We start from the raw sequence: 13487 nt of genomic DNA, 5'->3' as shown, positions 1-13487 counted from the left end.
AAATCGAATAATTTTTATCTGTGATCGACGCGGCGCACAATGGCATCGCCGATAGACTGAATAATTTGCACTAAAATAATCAGCATCACGACCGTTACTGCCATTATGACCACATCATAGCGATGGAAGCCGTAACGGATGGCTACGTCACCTAGACCACCACCACCTACCGTTCCTGCCATTGCTGAGTAGCTGACTAGCGTAACCAATGTAATAGTGACTGAGTTGACGATGGTCGGTAGCGCTTCAGGAAGCAATACCTTAGAAATGATTTGTACCGGTGTTGCACCCATCGATTGCGCTGCTTCTACCAGGCCTGTTGGTACTTCAAGCAAGGAACCTTCGATCAAACGAGCGACAAATGGAATTGCGCCGATGGTGAGCGGTACGATAGCGGCTGTAGTACCGATAAAGGTGCCGACTAAAATTTTTGTCACAGGGATTATGGCAACCATCAATACCAAGAATGGCACAGAGCGACCGATGTTCACGATGGCACCGAGTATGCTATTAAGCTTGGTGTTTTCGAGTAGACCACCTTTTTTCGTGGTATGGAGAATAACACCAAGTGGAATGCCCACGGCAAATCCAACAATTCCGGCAACCGCGACCATGTAAAGGGTTTCCCAAGTTGCTCCAATCAGCAAGTTGCCATTGAGGTTTAGCCATTCTGATACTGTATTAAAGGACATAACCCAACACCTCTACTTTTACGTTGTGTTCACGGAGGAATTCGATAGCAGCATTGTCGTCCTGCTCATTGCCAAACAGTTCTGCGACCATCATGCCGAACTTCACACCACCTGCATAATCAAGATCAGAGCTCAAAATGCTGACGTCGATATTGAACTTGCGTGCAATTTGCGTCATCAGTGGCGCGTCTACCGTTGCTCCCGTAAATTCTAAGCGAACCAGTGGGTAGCTGCCTTCAACTCGAGTTTCTTGCAAGCGGGCTTGGTAATCCTCTGGGATGGAGAGATCCAGCGTCGAGCGAATGAACTCATGGGCCAGTTCCGTTTTCGGGTGGGCAAAGATTTCGCCGACCGTGCCTTTTTCAACGAGCTCACCACCACCAATAATGGCCACTTCGTGACAGATGCTTTTCACTACGTCCATTTCGTGAGTGATCAGCAGCATTGTGATATTCAGCTTACGGTTGATCTCTTTAAGTAGCTCAAGAATAGATTGAGTGGTCGCTGGATCGAGGGCGCTGGTGGCTTCGTCACACAGCAGCACTTTTGGATCTGATGCCAGTGCACGAGCAATCGCAACACGCTGCTTCTGGCCGCCACTTAGATTGGATGGGTAGCTTTCATGCTTGTCTGCAAGGCCAACTAGTTTCAATAGCTCAGTCACTTTGGTGCTAATTTTTTCTTTCTCGGCGCCAGCCAGCTCAAGTGGAAGCGCAACATTATCGAATACAGTGCGAGAAGAAAGCAGATTAAAGTGCTGAAAAATCATGCCGATGTTGCGGCGTGTTTTGCTCAGTTCAGACTTTGATAATTTAGTGAGGTCCACGCCGTCAACAATGATAGAGCCACTTGTTGGGGCTTCCAGCATGTTTACACAGCGAATAAGCGTACTTTTCCCTGCTCCAGATGAGCCGATTACACCGAAAATCGTTCCTTGAGGAATGTGTAGATTGATGTCTTTAAGGGCATTGATTTCCTTTTTGCCCTGATAAAACACCTTATTAACTTGATTAATTTCAATCATCGAGAAACTCGCTAATCCGATTACCTTGGGAGTAGTAGATAATTTTGAACTACATCTCATTTAGTAGACGATGCTATGGTCTCGCGTGTTTTCTGTCAATAGATATTTTTACGTCTAGACGTCTAAATGGTTATTTTGCTCAATCGTTTGGTAATTAGATAGTGATGAAAGAAATAAAGCGTGCAATAATTCTTACTATAACTGGGTGATTCACCCCAAAGAAAGCAACGGATAGAGAAGCATATTTTGGCTAAACCAGCAGTCTTTTTAGATCGTGATGGCGTGATTAACGTCGACCATGGTTACGTACATGATGAGCATGATTTTGAATTTATCGAAGGCGTGTTTGAAGCGACGAAGAAACTGAAAGAGATGGGCTACTTGCTTGTCTTGGTGACTAACCAGTCTGGTATTGCACGTGGTAAGTTTAGTGAAGATCGCTTCCTAGACTTAACACAGTGGATGGACTGGAACTTTGTCGATAATGGCGTTGAGTTTGATGGTTTTTACTACTGTCCTCACCATGCTGAACATGGACAAGGTAAATACAAAGAAGAGTGTAATTGCCGAAAACCCAAGCCTGGTATGTTTATCTCAGCACGAGACTTTTTGAAAATTGACATGGCAAACTCTGTCATGGTTGGTGATAAAGCGGAAGATATGATGGCAGCGGATGCTGCTGGCGTAGGAACCAAAATTCTTGTTCGTACAGGTAAGCCAGTCACTGATAAAGGTGAGGCGCTTGCCTCTGTTGTGCTAAACAGTATTAAAGACGTGCCAGCTTATCTCACTAAATAGCATTAAAGGGTCGCTTTGGCGGCCCTTGTTTGTTTGGAGGTCATGATGAAAAAAGGACGATTTATCGTGATGATGGGCGTAGCCTTAGCAGGTTGCTCCCAATCAGCGTCACAATCAGACAACACCTTTCAAGGGGACTGGATTCAGTACCAATGTGACGCGGGGCAGGCATTTGAGGTTGGTTATCTACCAAGGCAAGAAAAAGCTTGGCTGAGAGTAGAGCAGCAAGAGTTCCCTTTGATACAAGTCCCGTCAGGCTCTGGAACCAAATACATACTGGATGATGGCACTGCCGCAACCGCTAACCCTATTGTGTTGCATACCAAAGGTACGAATGCGCGATTGGAATTTGCACGCACCATATACAAAAATTGTCAGTTTGACGAGTAACACAGACTTCGCGATTCGTTAACCATGAGACTAGGAAGCTAACTATCCCCCTATGAGTAAAAAACTAACCATTCTTGATATTGCTAAATTATCGGGCGTCGGTAAGTCGACCGTATCTCGAGTATTGACCAATGATCCGAAAGTAAAGCCTGCGACGCGAGCGAAAGTCGAACAAGTGATTCAAGAATCCGGTTACGTACCTTCCAAGTCTGCGCAAACCATGCGTGGTGGAAGCCAAAAAGTCGTTGGGGTGATCATTTCACGCTTGGATTCTCCATCAGAGAATAAAGCGGTAGGGAGCATGCTCAATACGCTTTATGCCGCGGGGTATGACGTGGTGATCATGGAAAGCCAGTTTGATCGCGACAAGACTAATGCCCACCTCGATGTGCTGAAAAAGCGTAATGTCGACGGAGTTATCGTGTTTGGCTTCAGTGATTTTGATGTGACCAAACTGGGCAGTTGGCAAAACCGTACCGTGGTGATTGCCATGGATACGGATCAAGTCTCTTCGATCAACTACGATAACGAGCAAGTGATCATCAAAGCGCTCGAGTATCTGCAGCAAAAATCGCTCAGCCGTATTGCCTTTATCGGAGTGGACCCGAGTGACAAAACAACGGGTAAGCTGCGTCTGGATGCTTACTTAACTTGGTGTCACGCTCATGCACTAGAGACTTGCTACCAAACCGGTCAGTTGAATCATGAAAGTGCCTATCTGCTTGTCGATAAAGTCCTCAAACCCGAGACACAAGCCATCGTCTGTGCCAGTGATACTCTGGCGCTAGGTGTAATCAAGCGCCTCCAAGAACTCGACCGTGAAGACGTTGTAGTGACAGGTGTCGGTGGCAATGAGTTGCTTTCTTTCCTCTTTCCTAAAGTATTTAGCATCGACCCCGGTTATTCATTAGCGGGTGAAAAAGCAGCTAACCTACTGATATCTCAAATAAATGGCGATGTGGGGACGGTTCATCTCACTCAACAGCCTCTGACTCTCTAAGCCATTATTTTCAAAGTGATTTAAAATTATACTGTGATCTCATTCAATTAATGGGACTGTTCCCATTTTTATCTTTTATCAGATCTGACAATATAATGAACATGAATGGGAACATTCCCAAAATAACAAAAAATAAGTCAGTTAATAGTCTGATGTTGATTCAGACATGAATGAGAATCCAATTAGGGTGGACATGGATATGAGTAAGATTGCGAAACACGAAGTGGAGCGTCTGATTGAGTTAGTCGGTGGAAGCGATAACATCGCGAGTGTGAGCCACTGCTTAACGCGCCTTCGCTTTGTACTAAACGATACCGAGAAAGCAAAAGAAAAAGAGCTAGAAGCTCTGCCAATGGTGAAAGGTTGTTTTACCAACGCAGGTCAGTTCCAAGTCGTTATTGGCACTGAAGTTGATGAAGTCTATAAAGTGCTGATTGAACTGACAGGGCAAACGGCAGCATCGAAGGATGAAGCTAAGCTTGCTGCTCGTCAAAACATGAACATTTTGGAGCGCGGGATCTCCCATTTAGCTGAAATTTTTGTCCCGCTGCTGCCAGCCATTATCACCGGTGGTTTGATTCTAGGTTTCCGTAACGTTATTGGCGACATTAAGATGTTTGATGGTCAATCTCTAACGGAAATCAGCCAATTCTGGGCAACAGTTCATAGCTTCTTGTGGTTGATTGGCGAAGCGATATTCTTCTTCCTACCTGTTGGTGTGTGTTGGTCAACGGTGAAAAAACTGGGTGGCACACCAATTCTGGGTATCACGCTAGGTGTTACCTTGGTCTCCCCACAGCTTATGAACGCTTACTTGATTGGTAAGCAGGTGCCGGAGGCTTGGGACTTTGGTCTGTTTGTCATAGAGAAAGTCGGTTACCAAGCGCAGGTCATTCCAGCAATGCTGGCAGGTGTTGCCTTAGCCTTTATTGAAACAAATCTAAAGCGCATCGTCCCATCGTACTTGTACCTAGTCGTTGTGCCGTTTGTTTCTATCATCCTTTCTGTTGTGCTTGCTCACTCACTGATTGGCCCATTTGGTCGAGTCCTTGGCGACGGTGTTGCGTTTGCGGCGAAAGCGGCGATGACAGGTGATTTCGCGGTGATTGGTTCAATGGTATTTGGTTTCTTGTACGCACCTCTTGTGATTACAGGTATCCACCACACGACTAACGCGGTTGACCTACAGCTAATGCAAGACCTAGGTGGCACGCCAATCTGGCCTCTGATTGCACTTTCTAACATTGCTCAAGCATCGGCTGTTGTGGGTATCATCATCATCAGCAAGAAGCATGGCGAACGCGATATCTCGGTTCCTGCGGCAATCTCTGCCTACCTTGGTGTAACAGAGCCTGCGATGTACGGTATCAACCTTAAGTACAAATTCCCTATGTTGAGCGCAATGATCGGTAGTGCGATTGCCGCTGCGATTTGTGGTAGCGCAGGTGTGATGGCAAACGGCATCGGTGTTGGTGGTCTGCCAGGTATCTTGTCAATCCAGCCACAATTCTGGGGCATCTACGGAATTGCGATGCTTGTTGCGATTGCGGTTCCTGCGGCACTGACACTCTTCTTCTACAAGCGCGCACAAATTAAAGGCGAGTTAGAGCCTGTAAGCGCATAAGCATTTCTTTATGGAGCGGCCGTCGCTGCTCCATCTTCAACGATTTCTATTTTTGGTAAGTGAGCTCAATGATGTCTGTAATCACAAATGATGCAAACTGGTGGAAAACCGCCTCGATATATCAAATTTACCCAAAGAGTTTTTGTGATAGTGGCAGTAAAGGGACAGGTGATATCCAAGGCATTATCTCTAAGTTGGACTATTTGCAACGATTGGGAATTGACGCAATTTGGTTAACTCCGGTTTACCAGTCGCCAATGATCGATAATGGCTACGACATTTCTGATTATTACGCGATTAACCCAGACTTTGGCAGCATGGACGATTTTGACCAACTGCTTGCAGAGGCGCATCAGCGTGGGATTCGCATTATTATGGATATCGTGGTCAACCATACGTCGACGCAACATCATTGGTTTCAATCGGCTTTGGGGGATAAAAATAGCCCATACCGAGATTACTACATCTGGAAAGATCCTGTAGATGGCGGGATCCCGAACAACTGGCAATCCAAATTTGGTGGCAGTGCGTGGGAGCTTGATGAGAAAACGGGTCAATACTTTCTTCACTTATTTGCCAAAGAGCAAGCCGATTTAAATTGGGAAAATCCTCAAGTCCGTTCAGAAGTGAAAGAGGTGATCAGCTTTTGGGCGGAGAAGGGCGTTGATGGCTTCCGCTTAGACGTGATTAATCTCATCTCTAAACAGCAAGATTTTCCCGATGATGAACAGGGAGATGGCCGCCGATTTTACACTGATGGACCTCGTGTGCATGAATACTTGCAAGAGATCAGTGAAGCGGTATTCCAACAATATGGCAGTGTCACTGTGGGTGAAATGTCTTCGACGACGCTGGAGCATTGCCAGCAGTACTCTTCACTGGATAACAAAGAACTCTCAATGGTGTTTAATTTCCACCATTTAAAAGTAGATTATCCAAATGGTGAAAAGTGGACCAAAGCGCCATTTGATTTCATCCAACTCAAGCAGATTTTCAACCACTGGCAAACCGGTTTAAATGGCAAAGGATGGGGAGCTCTGTTCTGGTGTAACCATGATCAGCCACGTGTGGTGAGTCGATTGGGGGATGATAAACACTTCCGTGTCGAGTCGGCGAAAATGCTCGGAGCTTCGGTACACATGATGCAAGGTACGCCGTATATCTATCAGGGTGAAGAAATCGGCATGACCAATCCGGGCTACACATCGATAGAGCAATATCGTGATGTGGAAAGTACCAATATGTACGACATCATGGTCAATGAGCAAGGTGTTCCTCATGACGAGATGCTGGCGATCCTTGCGCAGAAGTCTCGTGACAATTCACGTACCCCTATGCAGTGGAATCATCAGGAGTACGCAGGCTTCTCCAAAGGCCAGCCTTGGTTACAAGTCGCGAACAATTATAAGGAAATCAACGCAGAACAAGCCGTTGCAGACACTAACTCTGTGTTCTATTTCTACCAGCAACTGATCAAATTACGTAAAGAAGTGGAAGTGATTACGACTGGGGACTATACCGATCTCTATCCTTCACACACGGCTATCTTCGGCTATCAGCGCCAGTCGCAGCATCAGACCTTGATCTGTTTGAATAACTACTATGGTGATGAGTCGGAGTGCATGTTGCCTAGCGATTTAGATTTATCGACAGCAACGTATTTACTTGGCAACTACCCGTTGCAAGGCGAGGTTTCTCAGCGTCAGGTACTTAAACCCTATGAAACGCGCATTATTCTTTTCCAAAGCTAACACCCCCTATAGTGTTTGCTTCGTTAGAACTGAAAAGTTCTAGTATTTGCCCCGCAATGTCGGGGCTTTTTTATGTCTGGAGGAAAAGCACGTTGAGAAACAATAGATACAAAAAAACCAGCTCAATGAGCTGGTTTCTTGAAAATGGTGGAGGGGGACGGATTCGAACCATCGAAGGCAGTGCCAGCAGATTTACAGTCTGATCCCTTTGGCCACTCGGGAACCCCTCCAGGGTGTTTTTATCCTTAATTGATGTTTTCCCAACACGTCAATCAAGCTGCTCTCTATCTTAGAGAAAATATGGTGGAGGGGGACGGATTCGAACCATCGAAGGCAGTGCCAGCAGATTTACAGTCTGATCCCTTTGGCCACTCGGGAACCCCTCCAGGGTATTTTTATCCTTAATTGATGTTTTCCCAACACGTCAATCAAGCTGTTCTCTATCATAGAGAAAATATGGTGGAGGGGGACGGATTCGAACCATCGAAGGCAGTGCCAGCAGATTTACAGTCTGATCCCTTTGGCCACTCGGGAACCCCTCCAGGGTGTTTTCTATTCTTTTTACAGAATAGCTTGACTAATGTTTTCCCAACACGTTAATCAAGTTTTTCTCACAACTTATTAAAAGGTTATTCACCTAAAAAGTCACAAGAATAAATATGGTGGAGGGGGACGGATTCGAACCATCGAAGGCAGTGCCAGCAGATTTACAGTCTGATCCCTTTGGCCACTCGGGAACCCCTCCAGGGTATTTTTATACTTAAGTTTTGTTTTCCCAACACAACTCTCAAGTGCGGAGCGAATCATAGCAAACTCGCTCAAGCTGTAAAGCGTTTTCTTATAATTTTGAATCGAATGGTGCCTTTTTGGGCAAAGGTGGTAGGAAATGACCATTAAGCTCAAACAATCAACGGCTTTGCTTACATAATATTTATTCCTCTTTACATTACTTGACGTTCCAGTTGCGTATAAAGGGATACAATAAACAGAGTTAATTTATGCAGAATACCAACATGAAAAACAAAATTGTTCTGAGTCTATTATCCTTGTCGATTATCACCGCCTCTCCTTCTGTGATGGCCAACAGACAAGGACCATCGAGTGTCACCGTAGTGACTGAGCAAGTGAAAACGCATCAAGTTTCTCAATCTCTTTCCCTTGTCGGCAAATTAGCCGCGGATCAGTCGGTGATTATCGCGCCGGAAACTTCCGGAAAGGTTGATGTGATTGCCGTTAAAGCGAATCAAAATGTCCAAAAAGGTCAGCTATTGATTCAACTTGATGATGATAAAGCGCGAGCGGCTGTCGCAGAGGCGCAAGCGTATCTCAAAGATGAGCAACGTAAGCTGAAAGAATTTGAGCGTCTGGTGAAGCGTAACGCTATTACCCAAACCGAAATTGATGCGCAAAAAGCGAGTGTGGACATCGCCAAAGCAAGATTGGATGCCGCTAACGCCAGTTTGAAAGACCTTCACATCAGCGCACCTTTCGCCGGAACGGTGGGTTTTATTGATTTTAGCCGCGGCAAGCTTGTCAGCGCTGGCTCTGAGCTGCTGTCGCTTGATGATTTGTCTGTGATGCAGCTCGATCTGCAAGTACCAGAGCGTTATTTGTCTCAGTTGAGCAAAGGGATGCAAGTAAAAGCCACCACTGCAGCATGGCCAGGTGAGGTTTTTGAAGGTGAAGTGGTGGGGATTGACTCTCGCATCAATCAAGAAACGCTCAACTTGCGCGTTCGTATTCACTTCGAAAACGTCGCGCAAAAGCTAAAGCCGGGGATGTTGGTGTCTGCGGATATGGATTTCCCAGCGATTGAAGCGCCTATTATTCCTGTTCAGGCGCTTGAGTACTCTGGAACCAAGCGTTACGTCTACGTCGTTGGTGAAGACAACAAAGCGGTTCGAACCCAAGTCATTTTGGGCGCTCGCGTTGATAACCTAGTTGTGATTGAAGACGGATTATCTATCGGTGACAAGATTGTTGTTCAAGGCATTGTAAACATGCGAAACGGTGTGACGGTCGCCGAACTAGGCAGTGATGGACGTCCTAAAGGCGAGCCAAATAATCAAGAGGGCAAATAGTCATGTTGCTCTCTGATGTGTCTGTGAAAAGACCAGTCGCTGCACTGGTGCTTAGTTTGCTGCTGTGCGTGTTTGGTATTGTGTCGTTCAGTAAGTTGGCTGTGCGTGAGATGCCTGACATTGAAAGCCCAGTCGTCTCGATCAGTACCCGCTATGAGGGGGCATCTGCCACCATCATCGAAAGCCAAATCACCTCGGTGCTGGAAGACCAGTTATCGGGGATAAGCGGTATTGATGAAATCTCCTCGACCACCCGCAACAGCATGTCTCGGATTACCATCACTTTCGATTTAGGCTACGACTTAAATACCGGTGTCAGTGATGTCCGTGATGCCGTTGCTCGTGCCCAGCGATCGTTACCTGATGAAGCTGACGATCCCGTTGTGTTTAAGAATAATGGTTCGGGTGAGGCTTCGCTCTATATCAATTTAAGCTCTTCTGAAATGGACCGCACTCAGCTTACCGACTATGTTGAGCGTGTCTTGATGGATCGCTTTAGCTTGATCTCAGGTGTGAGCTCGGTGGACATTTCGGGCGGTTTGTACAAAGTGATGTACGTTAAGCTCAAGCCTGAACAAATGGCTGGTCGCGGCGTCACTACCTCTGACATAACTTCAGCGCTGCGCAGTGAAAATATTGAAAGCCCAGGTGGTGAAGTACGCAACGACCAGATTGTGATGTCGGTACGTACAGCGCGTAGCTATAACCAAGCCGAAGATTTTGAATACTTGGTGGTTAAGCGTGCTAGTGATAACTCACCAATCTATTTAAGAGATGTCGCAGACGTTTACATCGGTGCAGAAAACGAAAACTCCACTTTCAAAAGTGATGGCGTAGTCAACGTGAGCATGGGGATCGTGCCTCAATCCGATGCCAACCCGCTGGAAGTTGCTGACCGAGTCCATACCGAAGTCGAGAACATTCAACAATTTTTGCCGGAAGGAACGCGTTTAGCCATTGACTACGACTCAACCGTATTCATTGAGCGCTCGATTGCTGAAGTATATAGCACGCTCTTTATTACTGGCGGATTGGTGATCCTTGTTCTGTACATCTTTATTGGCCAAGCAAGGGCAACCCTGATTCCTGCGGTGACTGTGCCAGTATCCTTGATTTCTTCCTTTATTGCCGCGTATTACTTTGGCTTTTCAATCAACCTTATCACCTTGATGGCGTTGATTCTGTCAATCGGTCTGGTTGTCGATGACGCAATCGTTGTGGTCGAGAACATTTTCCACCATATCGAAAATGGTGAAAAGCCGTTACTCGCTGCGTACAAAGGTACCCGTGAGGTAGGCTTTGCTGTAATCGCAACCACCTTGGTACTTGTCATGGTGTTTCTGCCTATCTCCTTTATGGATGGTATGGTCGGTCTGCTATTTACTGAATTTTCTGTATTGCTGGCAATGTCGGTGATCTTCTCATCACTAATTGCGCTTACGTTGACGCCAGTTTTGGGTAGCAAGCTTCTAAAAGCTAACGTAAAACCGAACCGCTTCAACCTATTTATTGACCGTATGTTTGGTCATCTGGAATCTGGTTATCGTAAGGTTCTTCGATCGGCACTAAATTGGAAATGGGCAGCACCGCTTGTCATCCTCGCTTGTATTGGCGGCAGTTGGGGGTTAATGCAGCAAGTGCCAGCACAGCTCACACCATCGGAAGACCGCGGGGTAATCTTTGCTTTTGTTCGCGGTGCCGATGCCACCAGTTATAACCGCATGTCGGCGAATATGGATATTGTTGAAAAGCGTTTAATGCCTTTGCTTGGTCAAGGTTTCTTGAAGTCGTTCAGTATTCAATCGCCTGCCTTTGGGGGAAACGCTGGTGACCAAACGGGCTTCGTGATCATGATCTTAGAAGACTGGAATGACCGTGATGTCACCGCGCAGCAGGCGCTAGGCCAAGTCCGGAAGGCGTTGACTGGTATCCCTGATGTGCGCGTCTTCCCATTTATGCCGGGATTCCGAGGCGGTTCGAGTGAGCCGGTTCAATTTGTACTAGGCGGCAGTGATTACCCTGAGTTAAAACTGTGGGCGGAAAAATTAGAGCGTTTAGCGGAAGAGTCGCCTTACATGGAAGGTGCAGACATCAATTACTCGGAAAAAACGCCTGAGTTAGTTGTCACAGTGGATAAGCAGCGTGCAGCAGAGCTTGGTATTCGAGTCTCGGATATTTCCGACACGCTGGAGATTATGCTTGGTGGTAAGAGTGAAACTACGTTTGTTGAACGTGGTGAAGAGTACGATGTTTACTTGCGAGGTGACGAAGACAGCTTTAACAACGCTGCGGATTTAAGCCAAATCTACATGCGCACTGCTTCTGGCGAATTAGTCACTCTTGATGCTGTGACCAAGATTGAAGAGGTGGCTTCATCGATTCGCCTATCGCACTACAACAAGCAAAAGGCGATTACGATTACGGCCAACTTATCCGATGGCTACACGCTGGGCGAAGCGCTCGACTTTTTAGATCAGCAAGCGATTGAGTTACTTCCGGGGGATATTTCCGTCAGTTATTCGGGAGAGTCGAAAGATTACAAAGAGAATCAATCGAGCATCTTAGTGGTCTTTGCCTTGGCTTTGCTGGTGGCGTACTTGGTTCTTGCTGCTCAATTTGAGAGCTTTATTAACCCGCTGGTGGTGATGTTCACGGTTCCTATGGGCGTGTTTGGTGGATTCCTTGGATTATTCTTGATGGGGCAGGGGCTCAACATCTATAGCCAAATCGGTATGATCATGCTGATCGGTATGGTGACCAAAAACGGTATCTTAATCGTTGAGTTTGCTAACCAGCTTCGAGATAGAGGGATCGAGTTTGAAAAAGCCATTTTGGATGCGTCGGCTCGCCGCTTGCGTCCAATCATGATGACTGCGTTTACGACGCTTGCTGGAGCGATTCCTTTGATTGTTTCGACGGGCGCGGGCTATGAAAGCCGAGTGGCTGTCGGTACGGTTATTTTCTTCGGGATGGCTTTTGCGACGCTCGTAACCTTGTTTGTGATTCCTGCGATGTACCGATTGATTTCGGCAAGTACACAGGCTCCGGGACACGTAGAGGCAGAGCTTAACCGAGAGCTTAGCCACGATGTGAAAGCTCGAAGCTCCCATGGTGAGTTGAACTAAAAAAGAAAAAGGGTTGATGCCGATGCATCAACCCTTAATTTTATGAGCCGTGGTAATTAACCGTAATTCACAGAGTAGCGAGTTGGCTTATGGTTCATTGCTAGTACAAGGTTTAGAGCAATAGCGCCAAGAATCGATAGACCAATGACTTCGATTGATACAAAGAAGCAAGAGGCAATTAAGATACAAAAGTCGATAGCAAGCTGAGACTTACCCACCGAAATGCCAAACTTGTCTTGAATAAAGAGACACAAGACATTGAATCCCCCAAGGCTTGAGCGATGGCGGAACAAAATCAACATGCCTAATCCCATCAACAGTCCACCCGCGACCGCGCAGTACACCTCATTGATCGTGTCTAAGCTAATCACCAAGTAGAGATGGTCAGCAAAAACTGAAACCAAAGCGCCAGAAATTGCACTGTTGAAGGCGAATCGAGCGCCAAATCGTTTCCACGCCAATAAATAGAATGGGCAGTTAGCAATAAAATAGAGTGTACCGAATGAAATCGATACAAATTGGCTAACCAGTAACGCTAAGCCAGTGGTTCCGCCAGTCAGTAATGAAGCGGATTGCAGGAAGAAGACGCCCTGAGCAACTAAAAACGTGCCAGTTAAAATTGCGACCCAGTCTTCCTTTCTTGAGTGTTTTTCCATCAATTTGAAATTTAACCAGTAAATAATGGCGTGCATACTATTTAAAAAATAAGGATTTCGGTAGCTTGAGAGGGAAATTTAAGGTAAACCTATGTAATCATCGTTTTACGGGGTGTAAAGGATAGATTTGACACTTAGCTCAGTACGAGCCGTAAAAAGTGCCAACATGACGATTCTCGTAAATCATTATGAAAAAACTGCATGAGAAAAATTTGAATTTTCTCTTTATGACCTAGATCAAATTATGTAGAATGCGCGTCATTAGCTTAATGCAAACGTTTGCGTCAGGTAAAAACGTCGGTATTTAGGTCAGAAATCAGTTTTTTTGCAATTTTAAAGTCTTAAT

Annotated in this window: 10 protein-coding genes and 4 tRNA genes; 7 read left to right on the top strand and 7 right to left on the bottom strand. The window is 46.0% G+C overall.

Annotated features, from left to right (window positions below; all coding sequences use genetic code 11):
• Positions 1–14: 14 nt before the first annotated feature.
• Positions 15–692 carry a methionine ABC transporter permease gene (locus tag OH458_RS03020; RefSeq protein WP_269977219.1) on the bottom strand — a complete coding sequence of 226 codons (678 nt, stop codon included), beginning with the start codon at positions 690–692 and terminating at the stop codon, positions 15–17.
• A complete protein-coding gene (gene metN, locus OH458_RS03015) occupies positions 682–1716 on the bottom strand; it encodes a methionine ABC transporter ATP-binding protein MetN (protein WP_269977218.1) in 1035 nt (344 codons plus the stop codon). The genes OH458_RS03020 and metN overlap by 11 nt, the downstream gene beginning before the upstream one ends.
• Positions 1717–1962: 246 nt before the next feature.
• Here metN and gmhB point away from each other — a divergent pair, with 246 nt between their 5' ends.
• The 5 genes from gmhB (at position 1963) to treC (ending at position 7279) form a co-directional block, all read left to right on the top strand.
• Entirely contained in the window at positions 1963–2514 is a 552-nt protein-coding gene (gene gmhB / locus OH458_RS03010; RefSeq protein WP_269977217.1) for a D-glycero-beta-D-manno-heptose 1,7-bisphosphate 7-phosphatase, read from the top strand.
• 42 nt (positions 2515–2556) lie between these two features.
• Entirely contained in the window at positions 2557–2904 is a 348-nt protein-coding gene (locus OH458_RS03005) for an MliC family protein (protein ID WP_269977216.1), read from the top strand.
• A gap of 52 nt (positions 2905–2956) precedes the next feature.
• A complete protein-coding gene (gene treR, locus OH458_RS03000) occupies positions 2957–3904 on the top strand; it encodes a trehalose operon repressor TreR (RefSeq protein ID WP_269977215.1) in 948 nt (315 codons plus the stop codon).
• 199 nt (positions 3905–4103) lie between these two features.
• Positions 4104–5528, top strand: coding sequence for a PTS trehalose transporter subunit IIBC (treB, locus tag OH458_RS02995; protein ID WP_269977214.1), 1425 nt, complete (start codon positions 4104–4106; stop codon positions 5526–5528).
• Between the two features lie 71 nt (positions 5529–5599).
• Positions 5600–7279, top strand: a complete 1680-nt coding sequence (gene treC / locus OH458_RS02990; protein ID WP_269977213.1) for an alpha,alpha-phosphotrehalase — start codon at positions 5600–5602, stop codon at positions 7277–7279.
• A 145-nt stretch (positions 7280–7424) separates the two neighbouring features.
• Here the strand turns inward: treC and OH458_RS02985 are convergent.
• The 4 genes from OH458_RS02985 to OH458_RS02970 all read right to left on the bottom strand — a co-directional run bounded on the left by OH458_RS02985 (position 7425) and on the right by OH458_RS02970 (position 8024).
• A tRNA-Tyr gene (locus tag OH458_RS02985) sits at positions 7425–7509 on the bottom strand.
• 71 nt (positions 7510–7580) lie between these two features.
• Positions 7581–7665, bottom strand: a tRNA-Tyr gene (locus OH458_RS02980).
• A 71-nt stretch (positions 7666–7736) separates the two neighbouring features.
• A tRNA-Tyr gene (locus OH458_RS02975) sits at positions 7737–7821 on the bottom strand.
• Between the two features lie 118 nt (positions 7822–7939).
• Positions 7940–8024 (bottom strand) — tRNA-Tyr (locus OH458_RS02970).
• Positions 8025–8292: 268 nt separating this feature from the next.
• On the opposite strand from OH458_RS02970, the gene OH458_RS02965 reads away from it, so the two are divergent.
• Positions 8293–9360: an efflux RND transporter periplasmic adaptor subunit gene (locus tag OH458_RS02965; protein WP_269977212.1), complete on the top strand. Its 1068-nt coding sequence runs from the start codon at positions 8293–8295 to the stop codon at positions 9358–9360.
• Between the two features lie 2 nt (positions 9361–9362).
• Entirely contained in the window at positions 9363–12485 is a 3123-nt protein-coding gene (vexH, locus tag OH458_RS02960) for a vibriobactin export RND transporter permease subunit VexH (protein ID WP_269977211.1), read from the top strand.
• Between the two features lie 56 nt (positions 12486–12541).
• Here vexH and OH458_RS02955 read toward each other — a convergent pair whose 3' ends face one another.
• Complete coding sequence (locus tag OH458_RS02955; protein ID WP_038139746.1) at positions 12542–13141, bottom strand: YitT family protein; 600 nt, start codon at positions 13139–13141, stop codon at positions 12542–12544.
• Positions 13142–13487 lie beyond the last annotated feature (346 nt).

Source organism: Vibrio sp. MarTm2 (assembly GCF_027587055.1).
Classification (GTDB): domain Bacteria; phylum Pseudomonadota; class Gammaproteobacteria; order Enterobacterales; family Vibrionaceae; genus Vibrio; species Vibrio sinaloensis_D.
Note: the sequence above shows the minus strand (reverse complement) of the source record. Positions and strands in the feature narration are given on the sequence as shown.

Coding starts and splice junctions, on each gene's coding strand:
- metN (WP_269977218.1), bottom strand. CDS start 1,716: ATGATTGAAATTAATCAAGTTAATAAGGTGTTTTATCAGGGCAAAAAG.
- treR (WP_269977215.1), top strand. CDS start 2,957: ATGAGTAAAAAACTAACCATTCTTGATATTGCTAAATTATCGGGCGTC.
- OH458_RS03020 (WP_269977219.1), bottom strand. CDS start 692: ATGTCCTTTAATACAGTATCAGAATGGCTAAACCTCAATGGCAACTTG.
- OH458_RS03005 (WP_269977216.1), top strand. CDS start 2,557: ATGATGAAAAAAGGACGATTTATCGTGATGATGGGCGTAGCCTTAGCA.
- treC (WP_269977213.1), top strand. CDS start 5,600: ATGTCTGTAATCACAAATGATGCAAACTGGTGGAAAACCGCCTCGATA.
- treB (WP_269977214.1), top strand. CDS start 4,104: ATGAGTAAGATTGCGAAACACGAAGTGGAGCGTCTGATTGAGTTAGTC.
- OH458_RS02955 (WP_038139746.1), bottom strand. CDS start 13,141: ATGGAAAAACACTCAAGAAAGGAAGACTGGGTCGCAATTTTAACTGGC.
- vexH (WP_269977211.1), top strand. CDS start 9,363: ATGTTGCTCTCTGATGTGTCTGTGAAAAGACCAGTCGCTGCACTGGTG.
- OH458_RS02965 (WP_269977212.1), top strand. CDS start 8,293: ATGAAAAACAAAATTGTTCTGAGTCTATTATCCTTGTCGATTATCACC.